The organism is Hyphomicrobium album (assembly GCF_009708035.1).
GTDB lineage: Bacteria > Pseudomonadota > Alphaproteobacteria > Rhizobiales > Hyphomicrobiaceae > Hyphomicrobium_A > Hyphomicrobium_A album.
This window is the reverse complement of the sequence record NZ_WMBQ01000002.1, coordinates 323,109-343,529: the sequence shown is the minus strand read 5'-3', so window position 1 is coordinate 343,529 and position 20,421 is coordinate 323,109. Positions and strand designations below refer to the sequence as shown.

General features: G+C 66.0%; 23 protein-coding genes and 1 tRNA gene. 9 read left to right on the top strand and 15 right to left on the bottom strand.

Annotation, left to right across the window (positions count from 1 at the left end):
- Positions 1–55 precede the first annotated feature (55 nt).
- Positions 56–1,387 carry a type III glutamate--ammonia ligase gene (gene glnT / locus GIW81_RS13780; RefSeq protein WP_229309301.1) on the top strand — a complete coding sequence of 444 codons (1,332 nt, stop codon included), beginning with the start codon at positions 56–58 and terminating at the stop codon, positions 1,385–1,387.
- A gap of 174 nt (positions 1,388–1,561) precedes the next feature.
- Here the strand turns inward: glnT and GIW81_RS13775 are convergent, their stop codons facing one another.
- Both GIW81_RS13775 and GIW81_RS13770 read right to left on the bottom strand, forming a co-directional pair.
- The gene (locus GIW81_RS13775) at positions 1,562–2,173 is read right to left on the bottom strand and encodes a response regulator (RefSeq protein WP_154739953.1); all 612 of its coding nucleotides are present in this window, start codon (positions 2,171–2,173) and stop codon (positions 1,562–1,564) included.
- On the bottom strand, positions 2,170–3,537 hold the full coding sequence (locus tag GIW81_RS13770; protein ID WP_195930573.1) for a sensor histidine kinase: 1,368 nt from the start codon (positions 3,535–3,537) through the stop codon (positions 2,170–2,172). Before GIW81_RS13770 ends, GIW81_RS13775 begins: the two co-directional genes overlap by 4 nt.
- A gap of 176 nt (positions 3,538–3,713) precedes the next feature.
- Here GIW81_RS13770 and GIW81_RS13765 point away from each other — a divergent pair, with 176 nt between their 5' ends.
- Positions 3,714–4,940 carry a BaiN/RdsA family NAD(P)/FAD-dependent oxidoreductase gene (locus tag GIW81_RS13765; protein WP_154740763.1) on the top strand — a complete coding sequence of 409 codons (1,227 nt, stop codon included), beginning with the start codon at positions 3,714–3,716 and terminating at the stop codon, positions 4,938–4,940.
- On the opposite strand, the gene GIW81_RS13760 is transcribed toward GIW81_RS13765, so the two are convergent.
- The 3 genes from GIW81_RS13760 to GIW81_RS13750 are packed head-to-tail and all read right to left on the bottom strand — an operon-like array spanning position 4,937 to position 7,769.
- Positions 4,937–6,748 (bottom strand): ABC-F family ATP-binding cassette domain-containing protein, encoded by a 1,812-nt coding sequence (locus GIW81_RS13760; protein ID WP_154739951.1) that lies wholly within the window; start codon positions 6,746–6,748, stop codon positions 4,937–4,939. The two genes, GIW81_RS13765 and GIW81_RS13760, sit on opposite strands and share 4 nt — an antisense overlap.
- Positions 6,749–6,766: 18 nt before the next feature.
- Positions 6,767–7,240 (bottom strand): YcgN family cysteine cluster protein, encoded by a 474-nt coding sequence (locus GIW81_RS13755; protein WP_154739950.1) that lies wholly within the window; start codon positions 7,238–7,240, stop codon positions 6,767–6,769.
- A gap of 49 nt (positions 7,241–7,289) precedes the next feature.
- The gene (locus GIW81_RS13750; RefSeq protein WP_154739949.1) at positions 7,290–7,769 is read right to left on the bottom strand and encodes a hypothetical protein; all 480 of its coding nucleotides are present in this window, start codon (positions 7,767–7,769) and stop codon (positions 7,290–7,292) included.
- A gap of 120 nt (positions 7,770–7,889) precedes the next feature.
- On the opposite strand from GIW81_RS13750, the gene GIW81_RS13745 reads away from it, so the two are divergent.
- From GIW81_RS13745 to GIW81_RS13735, 3 genes are all read left to right on the top strand, one after another.
- The gene (locus GIW81_RS13745; protein ID WP_154739948.1) at positions 7,890–8,396 is read left to right on the top strand and encodes a CreA family protein; all 507 of its coding nucleotides are present in this window, start codon (positions 7,890–7,892) and stop codon (positions 8,394–8,396) included.
- An 80-nt stretch (positions 8,397–8,476) separates the two neighbouring features.
- Positions 8,477–9,391 carry a diacylglycerol/lipid kinase family protein gene (locus tag GIW81_RS13740; RefSeq protein ID WP_195930572.1) on the top strand — a complete coding sequence of 305 codons (915 nt, stop codon included), beginning with the start codon at positions 8,477–8,479 and terminating at the stop codon, positions 9,389–9,391.
- Positions 9,392–9,448: 57 nt separating this feature from the next.
- A complete protein-coding gene (locus GIW81_RS13735) occupies positions 9,449–10,075 on the top strand; it encodes a phosphatase PAP2 family protein (RefSeq protein WP_154739946.1) in 627 nt (208 codons plus the stop codon).
- Here GIW81_RS13735 and GIW81_RS13730 read toward each other — a convergent pair whose 3' ends face one another.
- The 7 genes from GIW81_RS13730 to aspS all read right to left on the bottom strand — a co-directional run bounded on the left by GIW81_RS13730 (position 10,076) and on the right by aspS (position 15,608).
- Entirely contained in the window at positions 10,076–11,269 is a 1,194-nt protein-coding gene (locus GIW81_RS13730) for a DNA recombination protein RmuC (RefSeq protein WP_154739945.1), read from the bottom strand.
- A gap of 253 nt (positions 11,270–11,522) precedes the next feature.
- Positions 11,523–11,810: a hypothetical protein gene (locus tag GIW81_RS13725; protein WP_154739944.1), complete on the bottom strand. Its 288-nt coding sequence runs from the start codon at positions 11,808–11,810 to the stop codon at positions 11,523–11,525.
- A 29-nt stretch (positions 11,811–11,839) separates the two neighbouring features.
- Positions 11,840–11,926, bottom strand: a tRNA-Leu gene (locus tag GIW81_RS13720).
- A gap of 37 nt (positions 11,927–11,963) precedes the next feature.
- Entirely contained in the window at positions 11,964–12,680 is a 717-nt protein-coding gene (locus GIW81_RS13715) for a ceramidase domain-containing protein (protein WP_154739943.1), read from the bottom strand.
- Between the two features lie 12 nt (positions 12,681–12,692).
- Positions 12,693–13,508, bottom strand: a complete 816-nt coding sequence (locus GIW81_RS13710) for a glycosyltransferase family 25 protein (RefSeq protein ID WP_154739942.1) — start codon at positions 13,506–13,508, stop codon at positions 12,693–12,695.
- A gap of 48 nt (positions 13,509–13,556) precedes the next feature.
- The gene (locus GIW81_RS13705; protein WP_154739941.1) at positions 13,557–13,769 is read right to left on the bottom strand and encodes a hypothetical protein; all 213 of its coding nucleotides are present in this window, start codon (positions 13,767–13,769) and stop codon (positions 13,557–13,559) included.
- A 39-nt stretch (positions 13,770–13,808) separates the two neighbouring features.
- The gene (gene aspS / locus GIW81_RS13700) at positions 13,809–15,608 is read right to left on the bottom strand and encodes an aspartate--tRNA ligase (RefSeq protein WP_154740762.1); all 1,800 of its coding nucleotides are present in this window, start codon (positions 15,606–15,608) and stop codon (positions 13,809–13,811) included.
- Between the two features lie 550 nt (positions 15,609–16,158).
- Here aspS and GIW81_RS13695 point away from each other — a divergent pair.
- The 4 genes from GIW81_RS13695 (at position 16,159) to GIW81_RS13680 (ending at position 19,220) form a co-directional block, all read left to right on the top strand.
- Positions 16,159–16,983, top strand: coding sequence for a class I SAM-dependent methyltransferase (locus tag GIW81_RS13695; protein ID WP_154739940.1), 825 nt, complete (start codon positions 16,159–16,161; stop codon positions 16,981–16,983).
- Between the two features lie 27 nt (positions 16,984–17,010).
- Entirely contained in the window at positions 17,011–17,652 is a 642-nt protein-coding gene (locus GIW81_RS13690; RefSeq protein WP_154739939.1) for an HAD family hydrolase, read from the top strand.
- Entirely contained in the window at positions 17,646–18,380 is a 735-nt protein-coding gene (locus GIW81_RS13685; protein WP_154739938.1) for an NUDIX hydrolase, read from the top strand. The genes GIW81_RS13690 and GIW81_RS13685 overlap by 7 nt, the downstream gene beginning before the upstream one ends.
- A gap of 93 nt (positions 18,381–18,473) precedes the next feature.
- Positions 18,474–19,220, top strand: a complete 747-nt coding sequence (locus GIW81_RS13680) for a COG4280 domain-containing protein (RefSeq protein ID WP_154739937.1) — start codon at positions 18,474–18,476, stop codon at positions 19,218–19,220.
- Positions 19,221–19,232: 12 nt separating this feature from the next.
- On the opposite strand, the gene GIW81_RS13675 is transcribed toward GIW81_RS13680, so the two are convergent.
- From GIW81_RS13675 to GIW81_RS13665, 3 genes are all read right to left on the bottom strand, one after another.
- Positions 19,233–19,517, bottom strand: a complete 285-nt coding sequence (locus GIW81_RS13675; protein WP_154739936.1) for a SelT/SelW/SelH family protein — start codon at positions 19,515–19,517, stop codon at positions 19,233–19,235.
- Positions 19,518–19,621: 104 nt separating this feature from the next.
- On the bottom strand, positions 19,622–19,990 hold the full coding sequence (locus tag GIW81_RS13670; protein ID WP_154739935.1) for a hypothetical protein: 369 nt from the start codon (positions 19,988–19,990) through the stop codon (positions 19,622–19,624).
- A gap of 155 nt (positions 19,991–20,145) precedes the next feature.
- On the bottom strand, positions 20,146–20,343 hold the full coding sequence (locus tag GIW81_RS13665) for a CsbD family protein (protein WP_154739934.1): 198 nt from the start codon (positions 20,341–20,343) through the stop codon (positions 20,146–20,148).
- Positions 20,344–20,421: the final 78 nt, after the last annotated feature.

Below are 20,421 nucleotides of genomic sequence, written 5' to 3'. Positions count from 1 at the left end.
GAAGTTTCGATCGCCCACGAAGCGCGCCAACACCACCACGGTTGGGGAAGAACCTATGGCACAGGACATGGCTCACTCCGGGTCGCAGGACCTCGCGCAAGTCGCGAAAGAGCGCGGCATCCGCTACTTCATGATCTCCTACACGGACTTGTTCGGCGGCCAGCGCGCCAAGCTCGTTCCGGCGCAGGCGATCGGCGACATGCAGAAGGACGGCGCCGGGTTCGCGGGCTTCGCCACCTACCTCGACATGACGCCGGCACACCCTGATCTTTTCGGCATGCCCGACCCTGCGGCGCTCATCCAGCTGCCCTGGAAGAAAGAAGTCGCCTGGGTCGCCGCCGACTGCGTCATGGAGGACAAGCACGTCGCCCAGGCGCCGCGCGTCGTCCTGAAGAACGTGCTCAGGAAGGCAACCGATCAGGGCCTCTTCGTCAAGACCGGGGTCGAGTGCGAATATTTCCTCATCTGTCCGGACGGCAGCGCCATCTCGGACGAAAAGGACAACGCCGCCAAGCCTTGCTACGACCAGCAGGCCCTGATGCGCCGCTACGACGTCATCAGCGAGATCTGCGACTACATGCTGGAGCTCGGCTGGGGTCCGTACCAGAACGACCACGAGGACGCCAACGGCCAGTTCGAAATGAACTGGAACTTCGACGACGCGCTGATCACCGCCGACCGTCACTCGTTCTTCAAGTTCATGGTGAAGTCGGTCGCCGAGAAGCACGGTCTGCGCGCCACGTTCATGCCCAAGCCCTTCCCCGGCCTCACCGGCAACGGCTGCCACGCCCACATCTCGGTGTGGGACAGGTCGGGCACCACCAACGCCTTCCTCGACAACTCCGACGAGATGGGCCTGTCGCAGCAGGGTTACCACTTCCTCGGCGGCATCATGCGCCACGCGGAGGCGCTCGCCGCCCTCACCAACCCGACCGTCAACTCGTACAAGCGGATCAACGCCCCGCGCACGCTGTCGGGTGCGACCTGGTCGCCCAATACCGTCACCTGGACCGGCAACAACCGCACGCACATGGTGCGCGTGCCGGGCAAAGGCCGCTTTGAGCTGCGCCTACCGGACGGCGCCGCCAACCCCTATCTTTTGCAGGCCGCGATCATCGCCGCCGGCCTTTCGGGCATCGCCCACAAGGCAAGCCCCGGACGGCGCTACGACATCGATATGTACCAGCTCGGGCATACGGTGACGGACGCGCCGAAGCTGCCGCTCAACCTGCTCGACGCCTTGCGCAACTTCGACAGGGACGGCGAGCTGAAGGCGACGCTCGGCGAGGAGTTCGCGGCCGCCTACCTGAAGCTCAAGCATGCCGAGTGGAACCAGTACGCCTCGCACTTCACGCAGTGGGAGCGTGACAACACCCTCGACGTCTGAGCAAAAAAAACGGAAGGCGGCGGAGCCCGAGGGCGACGTCGACCTTCCGGAAGTGCGCGGCGACCAAACGGTAGCGGCACGCGCAGCACTGCGGCTAGGGCAAAGTTCCCGGCCGTAGTTTCCAAAATTTCCTAGGCAGGATTGCGCATTGTCGCAGCGTGCAAGCGGTGCGCGCTACTTCATTTCCATCGACACGCGGATGAGGTCGGCCGTGCGCTCGACGCCGAGCTTGCTCTTGATGATCGAGCAGGTGTTGGCGACCGTCTTGTAGGCGACACCGATGGTCTGCGCGATCTCGGTCAAGCTGTTGCCCTCGCCCAGCAGTCGCAGGATCTCGATCTCGCGCATGGTCAGCTGTTGCAGTGGGTCCTCGGCCGAGAGCTGCGTGAACGCCAGCTCGCCGGCGATCTCGCGCTCCACGTAGCGGCCGCCCTCCGCCACCTTCTTGACCGCGGTGACGAGCTCGTCGGCGCCGGCGCTCTTGCTCACATAGCCGCGCGCGCCAAGGCGCAGCGCCCGGGCGGCGTAGATCGGCTCGGCATGCATCGAGAACACGACGACGCGCACCTTCTCGTCCTCGCTCAGGAGGCGACGGAGCAGCTCGAGGCCGCCGATGCCGGTGAGGTTCAAGTCGAGCAACACCAGCTCCGGCTTTATGTCGCGGAACATGGCGAGCGCCTCCTCGCCCGTCGATGCCTCGTGCAGCTCGGCGCCGCTCATGCCCGACAAGAGACGGCGGACGCCCTCGCGCACCACGATGTGATCGTCGACCAGCAGAATCTTCATTGCAGCGTTGCCTCGTGCGTTTCGTAGGTGCGGGCGGCTGCGGACGGCGCAGGCGCGGGAAGATGGGCGGAGACGACGACCCCTTGTCCGTCGTGGTTATTGGAGATATCGAGCCGGCCGCCGAGCGTCGCGACGCGCTCCTGCATGCCAATGATGCCGTAGCCGCTGCCACCGTTGCCGGCTTTCAGTCCGCCGCCGTCGTCGGTGACGCGAATGTCGATGGACCCGTCGGCCCCCGCCTTGACCACGATCGAGATCGCCGTGGGCGAACCGTGGCGCACGGCGTTGCTCAGGCTTTCCTGAACGATGCGGTAGATCGTGCCGTCGATCGCCTCACCGAAGCTCTCCTCCGGCACGTCCACGCTCACGGCGAGCTTGGGCCGGTGCGCGCGCCAGAAGGCGACGAGGTTATCAATCGCATGCGCCAGCCCAACATCGAGCAACATCGCCGAGCGCAAGCGTCCGAGGATGTCGCGCACGTGCTTCTGCATGCGGCCGATGGCATCACGGATGATGCCGACGCGATGCGGGATCGCCTCGTACTCACCCGCTTTGGCGAGCTGTTCGATCGCCACGGCATCGACGTCGGCGGCAAACAGCAATGGCCCGATCTCGTCGTGCAGGTCGCGGGCGAGGTCGGCGCGCTCCTCATCCTGCACACTGGTGAGCTGTTGCTGCAGGCGCTTGTTCTGCGCCTCCGCGCGCGCCAGGCGCTCGATCATCTGGTTGAAGCTTTGCGACAGGCGCTTGAGTTCGCGCGGACCGCGCTCGGTCAGGCGCTCGCGGTAGTCGCCCCCGCCGACGCGCGCAAACGCCGACGTCAAGTTGTTCAGTGGGCGAATGGTGGTCGCCAGCGTCCAGTAGATGAAGGCCAGCACCAGCGCGCAGAAGATGGTGAGCACGCTCAGCGTGAGCCACATGTCGCTCCAGACTTCGGCGACTTCGTTGCGTGGGTCAGTCTGCAGGACGACGGTGCCGAAGCGATCGAAGACGGCCGGCAGGTCCATCTTCGCCTGCTTGGCGGGCGCCGCCAGCAGCGACACGAGCCAAGCCGGCGCCGGGGTTTCGGCCTGCGCCACCCGCGAAGCATGCACGACCTTGCCGTCGGGGCCGACGAGCATCGCGCGCAGATGGCGGTCACCCTCGAAGTCGGCAATCAGCAGCGCGAGCCGGCGTGCCGGGTCGGTCGCCTCCTCCCAGTCGTCGACGGCGTTGCGCGCGATGCGGCTGCCGACGACGATGGCCGCGTTCATCTCTGTCTCGATCTTGGCAACCGCGTGCCAATAGGTGAACGCGCCGCCGGCTATTAGGCTCAGCAGCAGCGTGGCAAGGATCGAAACGAGGAGGCGACCGCGCAGCGACAAACGGGAATTCCTCTGGCGTCGAATTGGAACATTATAACAGTGTGACAGCCGCCGCCTAGAGCAGCTGTGACCATCCATATCGATAACCAACGGACAGCGCTAATGGATGCCGTTGCCAGCCCTACCGGGGCGGTGCTAGGCGGGGCGGCTCGATGGGACAGCGGAGCGGCGGCGCGATGACGGACGGCCCGAGTTGCAGCATCGCCGTCGTGGGTGGCGGCCCCGCGGGCTTGATGGCGGCCGAAGTGCTGGCCGCCAGCGGCGCCGACGTTACCGTCTACGACCGGATGCCGACGCTCGCCCGCAAGCTCCTCATGGCCGGACGCGGCGGCCTCAACCTCACCCACAGCGAGGACTTCGCCCGGCTCGCGGCACGTTACGGCGATCGGGAAAAATTCCTACGTTTGGCCCTGGAAACTTTCCCGCCTGCCGCAGCGCGTGCCTGGTGCAAAGGGCTCGGCCAGCCAACCTTCGTCGGCTCGAGCGGCCGCGTCTTTCCCAAGTCCATGAAGGCTTCGCCGCTGTTGCGCGCCTGGCTTGGGCGACTGGCACAGGCGGGCGTCATCTTTCGCACCCGCCAGCGATGGCTCGGCTGGGATGACGCGGGGCGGCTTACGTTCGACACGCCGGAGGGCGAAACGGCCATTACAGCCGATGCCGTGATCCTGGCGCTCGGCGGCGCGAGCTGGCCGCGGCTCGGCTCGACCGGAGACTGGGTACCGCTCCTTGGTGCCGCGGGTGTCGGGATTGCGCCGCTTGTGCCGGCCAATTGCGGCTTCATCGTCGAATGGACGGAAGAGTTCGCCCGCCGCTTCCAGGGCCAGCCGCTGAAACGCATCGCACTGTCGTTCGCCGACCGCAGCGTGCGCGGCGAGGCGCTCGTCACCGCGCGCGGCCTCGAGGGCGGCGCCGTGTACGCGCTCTCCGGCGCGCTCCGCGATGCCATCGCTGCGGGCGCACCGGCAGAGCTCTCCGTCGACTTGCGCCCCGACGTGTCGCTCGCCGACCTCGCGGCGCGCCTGGCGAAGCCGCGCGGCAAGCAGTCGCTTTCGACCTTCCTGCGCAAGGTTGCGAGCTTATCGCCGGTCGAGATCGGACTGCTGCACGAAAGTGCGCACGCACAGCTGGCACAAATGAATCCCATGGCACTGGCGGGTTTGATCAAGGCGGTGCCGCTGCGCCTCATGGCGCCGGCGCCGATCGAGACCGCCATCTCGACGGCGGGTGGGGTCGCCTGGGACGCGGTCGACGAGCACTTGATGCTGCACGCACGACCCGGCGCGTTCGTCGCGGGCGAGATGCTCGACTGGGAGGCGCCGACCGGCGGCTATCTCTTGCAGGCGTGTCTCGCCACCGGCGCCCTCGCCGGCCGCGGCGCACTGCAGTGGCTCGCGCGCCGCTAGGCGCGGTCGAGTTCCTCGCGGAGGATTTCGAGCTCGAGCCACCGCTCCTCGGCGGCGGCAAGCTCCCCCTGCACCGCTGCGAGGCGCGCGGAGGTGTCCGCAAATGCCTTAGCGTCGCGCCCGTAGAGTCCCGGATCGGCGAGCGCGGCGTTGAGCTTCTTCGCCTCGTCATGCAGCGTCGCCATCTGCTTCGGCAGCGTCTCCAGCGCGTGCTTGTCCTTGAAACTCAGCTTGCGCTTGGCGGCACTCACTGCAGGCGCCTCGGACGAAGGCGCCTTCTCCTTTGGGGCCGGCTTGGTAGTGCGCCTGCCCGATAGATCGCTGCCGCGTTGGGTCAGCATATCGCTGTAGCCGCCGGCGTACTCCGCCCACTTGCCGGAGCCCTCGGGAACGATCACGGCGTGCACGACGCGATCGAGGAAGTCGCGGTCGTGGCTGATGAGGATGACCGTGCCGGCGTACTCGCTCAACATCTCCTCGAGCACGTCGAGGGTTTCTAGGTCGAGATCGTTGGTCGGCTCGTCGAGCACCAAGAGGTTCGACGGCTTGGCCAGCGCCCGCGCCAGCATCAGGCGCCCGCGCTCGCCGCCCGACAGCACGCGCAGCGGCGTCCGTGCCTGCTCCGGTTGGAAAAGGAAGTCCTTCATGTAGCCGACGACGTGCTTGTGGCCGTTGCCGACCGCCACCTGGTCGCCGCGGCCGCCGGTCAGCGCCTCGGCAAGCGTCCAATTGGGGTCGAGGCTGTCGCGGTCCTGCTCGAGCGATGCCATCGCGACGTTGGCGCCGAGGCGCACCTCACCGCCGTCGGGCGGCTGCACGCCGGTGAGCACGCTGACGAGCGTCGTCTTGCCCGAGCCGTTCGGCCCGACGATGCCGATGCGGTCGCCGCGCATGACGCGCGTCGAGAATTGGTCGACGATCGGCCGCTCGCCGTAGGCCTTCGACACCGCCTTCGCCTCGGCGACCAGCGCGCCGGATTTCTCCCCCTGGGCCGCCTCGATCACCGCCTTGCCCGTGACGCGCCGATGCTCGCGCCGCTGTTGACGCAGCGCGCCGAGCTCGGCCATGCGCCGCACGTTGCGCTTGCGGCGCGCGGTGACACCGTAGCGGACCCAGTGCTCCTCGCGCACGATCTTGCGGTCGAGCTTGTGCTGCTGAACCTCTTCCTCGGCGAGCTGCTGATCGCGCCAGGCCTCGAACTCCTTGAAGCCGATGTCGACGCGCCGCGCGTGTCCGCGGTCGAGCCACACGGTGACGCGCGACAGCGTCTCGAGGAAGCGGCGGTCGTGGCTGATAATAACCAGCGCGCCGCGCTGCGCCGCGAGCGTCGACTCCAGCCACTCGATGGTGGTGAGATCGAGGTGGTTGGTCGGCTCGTCGAGCAAGAGAATGTCAGGCTGCGGCGCCAATACTCGCGCGAGCGCCGCACGGCGCGCCTCGCCGCCTGAGAGATGCGCCGGGTCTTCCTCGCCGGTGAGACCGAGCTGCTGCAGCATGTAGCGCGCCTGGTGGGCGTCGTCGCTCGCGCCAAGCCCAGCTTCAACGTAGGCGAGCGTGGTCGCGTGGCCGGCGAAGTCAGGCTCCTGCGGCAGGTAGCGGATGCTGGCGCCGGGCTGCACGAAGCGTTCGCCGCGATCGGGCTCGATCAACCCGGCGGCGATCTTGAGCAGCGTCGACTTGCCGGAGCCGTTGCGGCCGACGAGACACACGCGCTCGCCGGCAGAGACCGACAGCTCGACGCCGTCGAGCAGCGGATGGCCGCCGAAGGTGAGCGCGATATCGCTGAGCTGGAGGAGCGGCGGCGGCATGTGTGATCCGGGCGGGCTTCAGCCCGCCTCGCCGATGATGTAGCGGGCGATGGCGCTCGGCTTGACGCCTTTCTCACTGCGCGCCCAGCCGCGCACCGATATCCCAGCAGCATGAACCGTTTCAGGGTCGCCGGAGACGAGCGGATGCCACCACTCGAGGCCGCGCCCTTCGGCGAGGCTGCGATAGGCGCAGGTCTGCGGGAGCCAGGAGAGCCGCGAGATGTCGTCCGGTCCGATGCTGATGCAGTCGGGGACGCGCTTCTTGCGTCGCGGGTAATCGCGGCAGCGGCACGAGGTTGTATCGAGCAGCTTGCAGCCGAGCCGCGTCAGGTAGATGCCGCCCGTGTCCTCGTCCTCGACCTTGATGAGGCAGCACTGGCCGCAGCCATCGCAGAGGGATTCCCACTCCGCGTGCGACATGGCGGTGAGCGGCTTCACCTCCCAGAAGGGGCGGTAGCCGGGCGCTTCCTGAACGGGGTCCGGGTTATGCATCGGGGCGCCTTGTAGCACATCCCCCCGCGCCGTCACGCCCGGCCTCTTGTCACGCGGCTCGTGCGTTAAGCCTGCGCACGAACGCGGTCTTGCGCAGCAGGAGATAGGTCAGCAAGGCAGCGGATACCGAGCCGACGGCGATCATTGCGGCGTGGATCAGGACCGGCGGCAGCGTCCCAGGCGAGCCGCTCGCCGAATTCCAGCCGTTGAGGGCCAGTAGCGCCGGATAGATGAGCGAGGCCACCACGCAGGACCACCAGGTCAGTCGTCCGCCCCAGGCGATGTACGCAGCAAGCGCCAAGCCGCCGAGGATGGCCGAAGTCGCGCCGACGACATAGGAGAGCGGGATCGCCAGCGCGATTGCGCTCAAGACGTTCTTGCCGAACTCCGGCAGCGACGCGCCGAAGTTGCCCTCCATTGCCGGGATGAACTGCAGCAGCGCCATGACGACGATGCCGCCCAGCGGCGGCCCGAGCGCCACGGCGGCAATCACCACCTTTGCCACCTCGTTGATCGGTCGCCGCGCCAAGCCGCCCTCCTCCAGTTTGGTGGATCACCTAGCACGTTCCGCCCGCTTGTACTCGCCGCCAAGAGGGGCCATGTGCTCGCATCGATACGGGCCGATGGCCCGCACCGGATGGAGAGAGACATGCGCACGATCGCCGCCTGCTTCGGCTTGCTTCTAATGCTCGCCGCTCCCGCGGCTGCGGAGGACCCCGACCTCATCTTCAAGAAGACGACGGTCTGGAAGCTGCTGTCGCCCGACCACAAGCTCGGCACCTATGCCATCGACGACCCTGACGTCGAAGGGGTCACCTGCTACTTCACGGTGCCGGAGAAGGGCGGCTGGACCGGCTGGCTCGGCCTCGCCGAAGAGCTGTCGAACGCCTCGCTCGCCTGCCGCCAGGTCGGACCCATCAAATTCAAGCGCAAGCTCGAGCAGGGCGACGAGGCCTTCAGCCAGCGGCGCTCGCTCATCTTCAAGAAGATGCAGATCGTGCGCGGCTGCGATGCCAAGCGCAACGTGCTGGTCTACATGACCTATACCGACAAGATCATCGAAGGCAGCCCGGAGAACTCGACCTCCGCCGTGCCGATCAGCCCGTGGGGCGAGACCGCGGCACCGGTGAAGTGCTCGGACTGGATCACGGGGTAGCGCCGGTCGCTTTATGCCGGGGAGCGGAACAAGTGGCCGCCCCCGGTGTTACCCGGGTTGGCAGAGGGCCGGGCGTTCGCGTGGATCAGATAGCAACTCAGTCGGTCATCGCCTGCATCGTCAATCAGCGGGCGCGCTCCAACGCCGCCGCCCAGCTGGCGGAGCGCGTGGCCGAGCTGTTCCGCGCCCACGGCGTCAGAGTGGAGACCATCGTCATCGAGGACGGCAGCCAGTTGCTTCCCGTCGCGCGGCGTTTCGCGCGGAACGGCAAGGGCATTGTCGTGGCGGCCGGCGGCGACGGAACCGTCAGTGCCGTCGCCTCGGCCATCGTCGGCACCCAAGCGACGCTGGGAGTTCTGCCGCTCGGCACGCTCAATCACTTCGCCAAGGACATGGGCATCCCGCTCGATCTCGATGCCGCGGTGGAGAACATCATCCACGGCGTGCCGAAGCTCGTCGACGTCGGCGAGGTCAACGAGCGCATCTTCGTCAACAACTCGAGCATCGGGCTCTATCCGGCCATCGTGCAGCAGCGTTCGCGCCACCAGAGCCGCGGCATGAGCAAATGGGCGGCCTTCGCGCGCGCCATTTACACGGTGCTGCGGCGCATGCCCCACTTCCACGCCACGGTGCGTGCGGACGGCCGATACGACGGACGCGACCGCACGCCCTTCATCTTCGTCGGCAACAACCCCTACCAGACGAACGGCCTGCAGATCGGCGAGCGGCAGCGGCTCGACACCGGACGTCTATGGGTGTGCCGCGCACCCGACGCCGACCGCCTTACGCTCATGTGGATGGCGTTTCGCGCCCTGTTCGGACGCACGGCCCCGGGCGAGCTCAAGGTGAACGAGGTCGAGGAACTCTGGGTGCAGACGCGCAAGAATCGCCGCATCAAGCTCGCCAACGACGGCGAGGTGTTCGCGACGCGCTCGCCGCTGCACTACCGCATCCTGCCTCTGGCCCTGCGGGTGCTGGTGCCGGCGCAGAGCTAGCCATCGGCGGCGCGGTAAGGCACATAGACCGTTCGCAACCGCGCGGCAGGTCGAACGATGGCGACACCCGACACCGAAGAGCGATCCGGCTGGAGCTATGCCTGCCTCGCGATCTCGCTGCTGCTGTTCACCAGCGCCACGCTCGGCGTCGTGTTCGGGGTCACCGACGGACTCGATGCAAGTGTGCGAGGGGCGGTGAATGCTTGGGCGTCGCCCGGCCTCACGTCGTACTTCGAGAGCCTGACGCACCTCGGCTCGACGGCCGTAGTCTATTCGTTGACCGTCATTGCCGTATTGGCTCTCTGGCTCCTCGGCAAGCGCCCGGCGGCGCTGCATTTGGCGGTGGTCATGGCCGTGGCCGGCATCTTGAACAACGCGGTGAAGATGTCGATCGCGCGGGCGCGCCCGGAAGCCTTCTTCGGCGACCTGCCCGCCAGCTACAGCTTTGCCAGCGGGCACGCGCTGTTCGCCGGCTGCCTTTACGGCGTGCTCGGCGGCATGCTGGCGGCAGCGGCGCCGCGCGGGTGGCAGCGCGCCGCAATCCTAGGCTGCTCGCTGGCGCTCATCGGCGGCATCGGCCTGTCGCGAGTTTATTTGGGGGTCCACTATCCGAGCGACGTGATCGCCGGCTTGGCGCTCGCGGCGCTTATCATCTGCGCCGTGCGGGGCATCCTATCGCGCTAGCTACCCGGTGCGTCCGCGCTTTGCCTCTTTCGGGGCCGCGGCGCTCGGCAACGCCGTGACGTTGCCCTCGACCTCGCCCATCGCGTCGACGTCGAAGGCGTTCAGGCGCTGGCGGCGGCCGAGGATCTTGGCGGTCGACACCGACACCTTCTCCAGCGACTTGCCCGACAGCGCGAAGTGGCGCTCCAAGTCACCGACCCGCTCGACGAGCTGCGCCACGTCGGTCAGCAGGTGCTCGACCTCGCGGCGGATGACGTCGGCGTGGTCGCGCATCCTGGCGTCCTTCAACAGCGCCAGCACCGTCTGCACCGCCAGCATCAGCGTGTTGGGCGCCACGATCATGACGCGGGCGCGGTGCGCCGCTTGCACCAGGTCGGGGAACTTCTCGAACAGATCGGCGCAGATCGATTCCGACGGCACGAACATCAGCGCCGTCTCCTGCGTCTCGCCGGGGATCAGGTACTTGTCGGCGATCGCGGCCACGTGCCGCCCGACCGCCTCGCGCACGGCGGCGCAGGCGAGCTTCGTCTCGTCGGCCGATTGCGCCACGCGCAGCGCCTCGAAGCCTTCCAGCGGGAATTTGGAGTCGATCACCAATGCCGCATGCGCACCCGGAAGGCGGATCACGCAGTCGGGCCGCTTGCCGTTCGACAGCGTCGCCTGAAATTCGTAGGCGCCCGCCGGCAGCGCGTCGCGTACGATCGTCTCCATGCGCACCTGCCCAAAGGCGCCGCGCGCCTGCTTGTTGGCGAGCACGCCGTGCAGCGAGCCGACCTCGTTCGACAGATCCGACAAGCTGCGGTTGGCCTCGTCGATCAGCGCCAGGCGCTCGTTCAGCGTCGACAGGCTTTCCGAGGTGCGCCGCCCCGCCTCGCTCAGGTTGTCGCCGAGACGCGCCGCGGTCGTATCGAGCGTCTGCGACAGGTGCCGCGCCAGGGTGTCGATGCGGTCGTTCAGCGCGCGCGCCTGGTCGGAGCTTTGCTGGGCGGCGAGCTCGGCCATCGCCGACAGCCGGCCCTTCAGCTCGGCGAATTCCATCTGCGCGGCGCGGGCCCGCGACCGGCTCACGACGATGAGCAGCAGCGCGACGACGAAAACGGCGCCGGCCGCGCCCGCATATATGAGCACCGGCGGTAGATCCGCCGGGAGGCCTGCGAGCGCGGCGGGCTTGAGACTTTGCAGCCAATCGAGCATTGCCGAGCGTTAGCTGATTCGCCGGGCAGCAATTCGTTCTCGCCACCCCTATCCGCGCGTCGGGCGAAGATTTTTTATGGCGGCGGGAACGGTGCCCCAGAGCCCGCGTTGTTGCTGCACGAAGCCGATCCCCCCGCGGCTTCATCTTCGATTGCCCGAGGCGCCCTCCCGCGGCAATCACGGCCCCGGACCTTATCGGTCCGGGGCTCTCTTCGTTTGTGCCGGTCTCAGTCGGCAGTCTTGTCGCGCGCGCCTATCGGCGCTTCGCCTTGGTCTTCACCTTGGCCTTCGGCTTCACTTTCACCTTCGGCGTGGCCTTGACCTTCACCTTGGCCTTCTTGGCCGCGGCCTTCTTCGGCGCGGCGCGATCGCCCTTGTCGCCCTGTCCCGCCTTGACGACGGTCTTCGACTTGCTGCGCCGATCGGCTGAGAGCGAGCGGCCGACGTCGACCACCTCATTGAACTCGCCCTGCTTGTTGCGACGCACGTAGCGCTTGTCGCCCTTGTGCGGCTCGATGAGCTCGCGCTTCCTAGCGGCCATGGATTACCTCGTTGAGAAATACATTCGGATGGTGCGGACGGTGGGAATCGAACCCACACGGCGTTGCCGCCTCAGGATTTTAAGTCCTGTGTGTCTACCAGTTCCACCACGTCCGCGCCGCGCCGTTATGAGGCCCCGGCGAACCGTGCGCAATCACTCGGTGCGCTTTGGCGCTCCATGCCGGATGGCACCTAACAGCAGAACGTAGAGCAAGAGCCCGTTGAAGGTGTGCCAGAGGAAGTGGCTGCCGACGCCGCGCCCACCGCGCACCGCCCAGCGGCATACCTCGTAGTCGACGGTGCGGAAGGTCATCGCCGCGAGGAATAGAATAGCGGCGGCGAACAAGTATTTGGCGGCGCGATGGCCCTGCAGGAGCAGCAGCGTGCCAACCAGCAGCAAAGCGGCGAAGGCCGGCGTATAGCCGAGCGTGCCGTTGAAGCAGCGCTTGCCCGCCCCGCGCGTCATCGGCAGCAACTCGTTCGAGCATTGCATGCCTTGCATGTACTTGACGCTGTAGAAGAAGCCGACCAGCGCCGCGATCACGACGATCCACGGCGCGCCGGCGAAGCGGCGCAGCGCGTAGCCGAGGTAGGCGAGCATGAACAGCGAGATCGGAATCGTGTCGAAGGGGATGGCCCACACCGTGGCGTAGGTGTGGAACATGAAGCTGCCGATGCCGATGCAAACCACCAGCACGATCATCAGCCATTCCCACAGCGCCGGATCGCGCCGCGGCGCGCGGGCGAGCTGCCAGGCAGCGATCAGCCCGGCGACGACGAAGGCGCCGTTCGAGATGGCATTGAGCGGCTCCGCCCAGAAGCTTGGGTCGCCGCCGCGCTCGCAATAGCTATAGACCTTGCTCCAATCCATCCGCCGACTGCCTCACAGCCTATAGAACTTCTCGGCCGCCTTGCGCCCGCGCATGCGCTTCACGACCGAGGCCGCCGCGGAATGCGCCACGGCGCGCAGTGAACCTAGCGCGCCGAACGTCGCGAGCCGATACCGCCATTGGGCCAGCGCGTCGCGCCGGGGAGCCGCATCCTTGAACCGCGCCCGCGCCGACAGCTTGCGGTCGCGGCCCATCGCGTCAATCTGCGATGTGTCGAGCACGTCGGGATCGACCGGCGGCGGCACCACCCCGTAGGTGACGAGACCGCTGCGCCAGGGCCGGCGCAGGTCCTCGTCGATAGGCAGCGTGCGCCTTGCATAGGCGTCGGCGAACTTGATGGCACCGGTGCGGCTGATGAGGTAGGCGCCCGTGCCGTTCGGCACCGTCCAATAGCGCACGAGATCGCGGCCGTTGCCGAGCGGCGCCACCGGCTGCACCACGCTTTTCGTCGCGTTGGACAATCGAATGATGTCCCAGTCGCGGGCGCACCCAACCGCCGCCTTGATCGTCGGCACCAGGTCATCGGCGAGGCGCACGTCGTCCTCGAGGATCAGCGCGAACTCGCCGGTCCTGTCCTCGAGCAGCCGGTGAATGCGCAGATGGCTGGCGTAGCAGCCGATCTCGCCGGCGGTGAAGGCGGCCTCGTGCGGGGCGGCGCCTTGATAGAACTGATCGCGCAGCTCGCCGTCGAGATGCTTGCCGTCGACGGCGACGAAACGCTCGAAGGAAATGCCGACGCGCTGGCCCTCGCTCAGCATGCGCGCGAGGCGCTCGCGATCCCTATCGAGGTTGATGACGAAGACCCACATCCAAACTCACCAATCCGCAGGTTTCGGCATCGCTCTTGGTGGATAGCCCTAGTCCTTGCGCGCATCGCGCATCGAGCGGTCGAACGCCGCCCAGGTCATGAAATGCGGCTGATGCTTGCCGCGCGGACGCCAACGCACGCCGCCCTTACTGATGGTGAGCTCGCCGAACTTGCCCTCGCCGTCGTTGACGACGAAGACGATGCCGTTCTCCTCGCGGCTCAGCGGGTGACCGGTGATGTTCACCTCGACCGAATGGGCCATCTTGGTCTCCTTTGCCGCGGGGAAACGATCTGCGGCCGGCTAGTCTTTCTTTTCCGGGGCGACGACGCGGATGTGCAATTCGCGCAGGTGCTTGGGCGGCGCTTCAGACGGCGCGTTCATCAACAGATCGGCGGCCTGCTGATTCATCGGGAAGATCGCGACTTCACGCACATTCTTGGAGTCGGTCAGCAGCATGACCATGCGCTCGATGCCGGCCGCCATGCCGCCGTGTGGCGGGGCACCGTACTGGAAGGCACGGTAGAGGCCGCCGAAGCGCGCCTCGACGTCGGCCTGCGTAAGACCCGTCACCTCGAACGCCTTGACCATGGTGTCAGGGCGATGATTGCGCACCGAGCCCGACGCCAGCTCGTAGCCGTTGCAGACGATGTCGTACTGGTGCGCCTTGAGCTTGAGGAAGTCCTCGTCCGACTTCGCCGCCTGTAGCGCCTCGAGACCACCCTGCGGCATCGAGAACGGGTTGTGCGAGAAGTCGACTTTCTTCTCCTCCTCGTTCCACTCGTAGAACGGGAAGTCGACGATCCAGGCGAAGGCGAATTTGCTCTCGTCCGTGAGTTTCAGCTCGTCGCCGATGCGCGTGCGCGCCTCTCCGGCGAACTTGTAGAAGCGCGCCGGGTTGCCGGCGGTGAAGAAGACGGCGTCACCTTCCTTGAGGCCGAGCTGGGTGCGGATCGCCTCCGACCGCTCTGGCCCGAGGTTCTTGCCGACCGGCCCGGCGGCCTCGTTTTCGCGATAGAAGATGTAGGCGAGGCCCGGCTGCCCCTCGCCCTGCGCCCACGCGTTCATGCGGTCGCAGAAAGCGCGGCTGCCGCCGCCCGGCGCGGGAATCGCCCACACGCGGACCTTCGGGTCCTTGTCGATCATGCCGGCGAAGATCTTGAAGCCGGAGCCGCGGAACTGCTCCGTCACGTCGGCCATCTCGATGGGGTTGCGCAGATCGGGCTTGTCGGAGCCGTACTTGGCGATCGCCTCGTCGTACGGGATGCGGGGCCACGGCGTCGTTTTGAGCGCCTTGCCGATCGGCTTGCCGAACTCCTCGAACACGCGCGTGATGATCGGCTCCATGGTGGAGAAGATCTCGTCCTGGGTGACGAAGCTCATCTCCACGTCGAGCTGGTAGAACTCGCCCGGCAGGCGGTCGGCGCGCGGATCCTCGTCGCGGAAGCACGGCGCGATCTGGAAGTAGCGGTCGAAGCCCGACACCATGAGGAGCTGCTTGTAGATCTGCGGCGCCTGTGGCAGGGCGTAGAACTTGCCGGCGTGGATGCGCGAGGGCACGAGAAAGTCGCGCGCACCTTCCGGCGACGACGCGGTGAGGATCGGCGTCGGGAACTCGTTGAACCCAGCCTCGTGCATATACTGACGGATGGCGCGGGTGATCTGCAGGCGCTTCATGATGAGCGCGTGCAGGCTCTCGCGGCGCAGATCGAGGAAGCGGTACTGCAGGCGCAGGTCTTCGGGGTAGTCGGGCTCGCCGAACACCGGAACCGGCAGCTCCTTCGCCTGCGACAGCACCTCGATCTCGGAGGCGAACAGCTCGATCTCGCCGGTCGGCAGGTCGGCGTTGACCGTGCCCTCGGGGCGCTGGCGCACGGCGCCGTCGATGCGGATCACCCATTCGGAGCGCACGCTCTCGGCGGTCTTGAAGGCGGGGCTGTCGGGATCGGCCACGACCTGGGTGATGCCGTAGTGGTCGCGCAGGTCGATGAACAGCAGGCCGCCGTGGTCGCGTACCCGGTGCACCCAGCCGGACAGGCGCACGTTGTTGCCGATGTCGGTCGACCTCAGCGCGCCGCAGGTATGCGAGCGATAGCGGTGCAGTTCGCCCGCCCCCGTTTCCGCCTTCTTGGTCGACTTATCCTTAGCCTTCGGCTCAGCCATCGTGCGTCCGTTCCGTACCGCGAATTGTCCTGGAAGTTCGCGGGAAAAGCGCATGCGCACCGGGGGTTGTCAAGGATTGCCGTCGGCGCCGTCGGCGTCCTCGTCGCGGAGCCCTGTGGAAGTCGCAAAAATGCGTTCTCCGCCGCGCCGGGACGGCGTCCGAGCCTCGCTGCGCTCTGCTCTCGAGAGATGTCAAAGTGCGAGGGAGCGCGGGTGCTAAACGACCGCCATCCAGTTGCAAATTCCGGCGACCTTGTCATGGCAAAGCGTCATGGCGCAGCCATGCTTCGCACGGACCTCCGCACGGCGCCCGCGTCGATGCGCTGCCAGGCGCAATCGCCATGCCCTACGGTTGCGCAAACAGCCTAAGGAAGATACCTGTTTGCGCACGCTACAATCGAAGTCCCGGATCTACTGGTATCGATTGCCGAGCAACGCCTCGTATCGCGACTGCGCAATCGCGCCGCCCATCCGAAGGAACCGACTATAGATGGACAGCCGTGATATACGCCGGCATTGGACAAACTGGGCCACCACATACGGCTCCGCCCTACGGGCCACTACGAAGACCTGGACAGCGAAGGCGCTTGAAATCGACGCGTTATCTCGCCGCTTGCGCTCGGTCGTCGGCGATAGCGGTGGCGGTAAAATTTTGGAGATGGGCTGTGGCAATGGGATTAATTGCGTCGAGCTGGCTAAGTTTTTCCCCAACCTGAGCTTCGACGGGGTTGATTTTGTCCCGGAAATGGTAACTGCCGCCATTGAAAACGCCCGGTCTGCTGACGTCGAAGATCGCGTACGCTTCTTTGTCGGCGATGCAATTGGCGCGGGCAATCTTCCAGAATTGCAGCCCTCTTATGATGTGGTGTTTACTGATCGGTGCCTTATAAATTTGGACGCGATAGAATTGCAGAAACAGGCCATCTCGATTCTCGCATCAAAAGTGAAACCTGGCGGTTACCTCTTGATGATCGAAAACAGTTTGACTTCATATGCCAAACAAAATCGGTGCCGCGAGGCCCTCGGGCTCGCAGCGCGCAAGCCAGCTGACTTCAATCTATTCTTTGATGAAGATGAAATTCTGCTGCATGTCACAGCAGCAGGCCTTGAACTTGTCGACGTGGAAGATTTCAGCAGCTTGCACGACCTTATGCTCTACGTGCTGGTGCCGGCCATAAATGGAGGCGCTGTTGATTATGATCATCCGTTGGTGCAGGCGGCGACGACCCTGTCGAGGGAGCTCGCCGCTGAAGCGACTGGCACCTTCGGCAGCTATGGGCAGAACCGCTTGTTCGTCTGTCGAAGGTTGACCTAGCTATTAGGTGGCAGAATAGGGACGCGCTTGAACGGCAAGGGGTTACTACTGGACTTGGATGGCACGTTGGCGGACAGCGTGCCAGCCCTCAGAGCCGTGTATTTCGCATTCCTGTCCGGACTGGGCGCCACAGGAACTGACGACGAGTTCGGGAGGCTCAACGGGCCCCCGTTGGCTGAAATTATTCGGGTGCTCAAGAAGGCCCACGGCCTTCGTGACGAACCAGCCGCTCTACTACGCCGTTACTCCGATATGATCCGCCACGCGCATCAAACAGCGCCTCCGGTTGGGGGCGCGACTGAATTGCTCCAGGAAGCGCGGACGCGCGGATGGAAAATCGCAGTGGTAACGTCGTCAGCGCGATCGGCGGCTTGGGATTGGCTGGTGCGGAGCGGCCTATCCGACCGAGTCGACGCTGTCGTAGGCGGCGATGAGGTTGCCAACGGCAAGCCGGCACCGGACCCCTATGTGTTAGGGCTCTCGCGAGTGAACTGCGCAGCTGCCGTTTCGCTCGCAGTGGAAGACTCACGACTAGGGGCGATGTCGGCGGTTGCTGCTGGCCTTTCCACTTGGGTAGTGGCCGACCCGACTGACCGCAGTGGATGGCCTGCGGAGGTCGGCTTTGTAAGCGGCCTCCCGGACCTGCTGGAGATACTCAGAACGTGCTGACCGTTCATGCCGTCAACGCTAGTTTGAAGGTGCAGTTAGGGTCAGCAGGTCCAGCGGTCCCTAGCGAAGTGCTGGCGCGGGTCGAGGCAATCTGGAAATCGGAAAAGGAGCGCCGAGGTGACAGTCTGTTCAATGGGCGGCTCTTCAGCATTGAACATTCAGGTCCGGAACGGATTACGGGTTGGTTTGCCGAGTATCGCTGGTTCCTCGCTCAGCGGAGGGACCCGAGCCTCTATCAGGTACTGAAGATCAGGCCGTTGGGAGTGACGGGCCTCCTCTGTTGCACCGATGGTATTGTGCTTGGTCGTCGCGCAGGCCACGTCGAAATGGACGCTGGTCTTTGGGAGTTGGTGCCGTCCGGCGGTGTCGACGGCTCCCGAGTGGATGGGACTGGACAGCCCGATCTTGGGGCACATCTTCTTACTGAGCTGGAAGAGGAAACCGGCATCCAGGCAGCAGCGGTTTCTAAGCCCCCGCAAGCGTTCGTGATGGTCGAAGACCAACTAAATCATGTGACTGACGTGGGCCTCATCGTTCGCGTCAATCATTCGGCCGCCCAAGTGCGTGAGCTGTTCGCCGCGCTGACGGATCGCGAATACGATGAGTTGGAGGTCGTTCCGGCATCCCGGATCTCGGATTTCCTGATGAACAGGTCTGCCAGACTGGCCGAGGTCTCTCGCGCCATCTTGGATAGCGCGGCACGGCAGGCGGATCTGCTGCTGGGATAGGTATGACCGCAGGCTCGCCTTACTATGACTGGGACATTCTCGGCGAGCGCGACACTAGCTCGGAAGGGCTCAAGAGCCGGGATCGCAGAAACAATGGACGGTCTTGTGAACGTGCTGCCGGCGGTTGCGGCTGCCTTCCTCGCCACGCTGGTCGAGGCGGTCGAGGCGCTGACGATCATCCTCGCCATCGGCATCGTGCGCGGCTGGCGCCCGGCGATCGGCGGCGCGGTGGCGGCGCTCGTGGTGCTCGTCGCACTGGTGGCGACACTCGGGCCGCTGCTCAAGCTCCTCCCCGAACATCTCCTGCAACTCACCATCGGCATCCTGCTCGTCCTCTTCGGCGGCAACTGGCTGCGCAAGGCGGTACTGCGCGCGGCGGGGCGCAAGCCGTTGCACGACGAGGACGAGGCGTTCGCCGCCGAGACCGCGCAGCTGCGCGACGAGGACCGGCGGCGGCAAACGCGCCTGCAATGGCTCGCGGCGGTGGCGAGCTTCAAGGCGGTGTTGCTGGAGGGCGTCGAGGTCGTGTTCATCGTGCTGGCGCTGAGCACGCGGCCAGAGCTGCTCGTGCCGGTGAGCGCCGGCGCCATTGCGGCGACGCTGCTGGTCGTGGGCGCGGGCTATGTCGTGCACCGGCCGTTGGCGCGCGTACCTGAGAACACGCTGAAGTTCGCGGTGGGCGTGATGCTCTTGGCGTTCGGCGTCTTCTGGATCGGAGAGGGCTTGGGGCTCGTCTGGCCGGGCGACGACCTGGCGATCATCGGTCTCGGCGTCGTCATCCTGGGGCTCGCGCTCGCCGCCGTCGCCATCCTCCGCAGGCCGGCGCCCGTAGCGCGCTAGAAGGCGTGCGCGCTAGCTGCGATCGACGTGTCCCAGGGAGCGGTCGGGGGCAACCCGGTCGCGGACCAGCCGCTTCAGCTCCTTGATGTCCGGGATGTGCCCCATCTCCTTGCGCGACCAGACGAGGTCGCCGTCGATGCGGACCTCGAAAACGCCGCCGGCGACGTCCGGAGTGAGCATCACGGTGCCGAGCTCCTCGGCGAACGAGTGCATCAACTCCTGCGCCATCCAGCCGGCTCGGAGGCCCCAGCCACACAGCCGGCAGTAGGTGATCTCGACGGTCGGGCTTTTCGGCATGATGCTACCGCGCGGGGCCAAGGCTGAATCCAGCAAAGTCCACTATACGGCGGAGTGACACGGACGCCACTTGCGAGTGCGCGCGTCGGCGGGAATGCGGGCCCTCAGTGCAGTGCGGGCCGCGGCTCGTCGATTAGCTCGGCACTCTGCTCCTGCAGCTGCTCGGCGAGCGCCTGGGCGACCTCGAGCTCGATGGCGTAGGGCGCCTCGTCGTCGAAGCGGAGCAGGACCATGCGGTCGCCCGTGGCGTGCCCCACGGCGCACGTCTTCGGCACTCTCGTCATCTCGCCGCCGGTGGCGCGCGGCTGCGAAGCAGCTACCGCTTCCAGCACCGGTACGAGATCGGCGGCAATCGCCGACGGAATGCTGACGGCGTGCTCTTGCCCGTCGGCGTCCACGAAGGTCATTTGGAAGCGCCGCTTATCCGTCGAAACAGTTGTTTCGGTAAGCGTCGTTGCGCGAAAGGTCTTCATCGCCAACCCCCAGCCCAATCCCCACGGCCATAGTGCGGGCGAGTCGAGGGGGCTCACAAGGGGTCTGACAGGGAAGTCAATAAATTAGCTCTCCCCTGTGCCCAAAAAGAATAACGCGGCCGAAGCCGCGTTATCTTTAGGCAGATGCCTGAGGCTTAGGAGCGGTTCAGCCAGTCGTCGACGTCCGACTTCACTTGGTCCTTGGCGTAGCCGTAGCGGGCCTGAATCTTGCCCTCGAGCTGCTCGCGGTTGCCGTTGATCTGGGTCAGGTCGTCGTCAGTGAGCTTGCCCCACTGCTCCTTGACCTTACCGGTGAACTGCTTCCAGTTGCCTTCGACGCGGTCCCAATTCATCGCATTTCCTCCGGGGGTTGGACACGGCATTGAAACGCGTGAGCCTAAGAGGTCGTTCCCCAGTAATTGCGGGCTTCG

Excerpts from the sequence above, each read along its gene's own strand:
- glnT (WP_229309301.1), top strand. The coding sequence starts at position 56 with ATGGCACAGGACATGGCTCACTCCGGGTCGCAGGACCTCGCGCAAGTC.
- GIW81_RS13775 (WP_154739953.1), bottom strand. The coding sequence starts at position 2,173 with ATGAAGATTCTGCTGGTCGACGATCACATCGTGGTGCGCGAGGGCGTC.
- GIW81_RS13765 (WP_154740763.1), top strand. The coding sequence starts at position 3,714 with ATGACGGACGGCCCGAGTTGCAGCATCGCCGTCGTGGGTGGCGGCCCC.
- GIW81_RS13760 (WP_154739951.1), bottom strand. The coding sequence starts at position 6,748 with ATGCCGCCGCCGCTCCTCCAGCTCAGCGATATCGCGCTCACCTTCGGC.
- GIW81_RS13755 (WP_154739950.1), bottom strand. The coding sequence starts at position 7,240 with ATGCATAACCCGGACCCCGTTCAGGAAGCGCCCGGCTACCGCCCCTTC.
- GIW81_RS13745 (WP_154739948.1), top strand. The coding sequence starts at position 7,890 with ATGCGCACGATCGCCGCCTGCTTCGGCTTGCTTCTAATGCTCGCCGCT.
- GIW81_RS13735 (WP_154739946.1), top strand. The coding sequence starts at position 9,449 with ATGGCGACACCCGACACCGAAGAGCGATCCGGCTGGAGCTATGCCTGC.
- GIW81_RS13730 (WP_154739945.1), bottom strand. The coding sequence starts at position 11,269 with ATGCTCGATTGGCTGCAAAGTCTCAAGCCCGCCGCGCTCGCAGGCCTC.
- GIW81_RS13725 (WP_154739944.1), bottom strand. The coding sequence starts at position 11,810 with ATGGCCGCTAGGAAGCGCGAGCTCATCGAGCCGCACAAGGGCGACAAG.
- GIW81_RS13715 (WP_154739943.1), bottom strand. The coding sequence starts at position 12,680 with ATGGATTGGAGCAAGGTCTATAGCTATTGCGAGCGCGGCGGCGACCCA.
- GIW81_RS13710 (WP_154739942.1), bottom strand. The coding sequence starts at position 13,508 with ATGTGGGTCTTCGTCATCAACCTCGATAGGGATCGCGAGCGCCTCGCG.
- GIW81_RS13705 (WP_154739941.1), bottom strand. The coding sequence starts at position 13,769 with ATGGCCCATTCGGTCGAGGTGAACATCACCGGTCACCCGCTGAGCCGC.
- GIW81_RS13695 (WP_154739940.1), top strand. The coding sequence starts at position 16,159 with ATGGACAGCCGTGATATACGCCGGCATTGGACAAACTGGGCCACCACA.
- GIW81_RS13680 (WP_154739937.1), top strand. The coding sequence starts at position 18,474 with ATGGACGGTCTTGTGAACGTGCTGCCGGCGGTTGCGGCTGCCTTCCTC.
- GIW81_RS13675 (WP_154739936.1), bottom strand. The coding sequence starts at position 19,517 with ATGCCGAAAAGCCCGACCGTCGAGATCACCTACTGCCGGCTGTGTGGC.
- GIW81_RS13670 (WP_154739935.1), bottom strand. The coding sequence starts at position 19,990 with ATGAAGACCTTTCGCGCAACGACGCTTACCGAAACAACTGTTTCGACG.
- GIW81_RS13665 (WP_154739934.1), bottom strand. The coding sequence starts at position 20,343 with ATGAATTGGGACCGCGTCGAAGGCAACTGGAAGCAGTTCACCGGTAAG.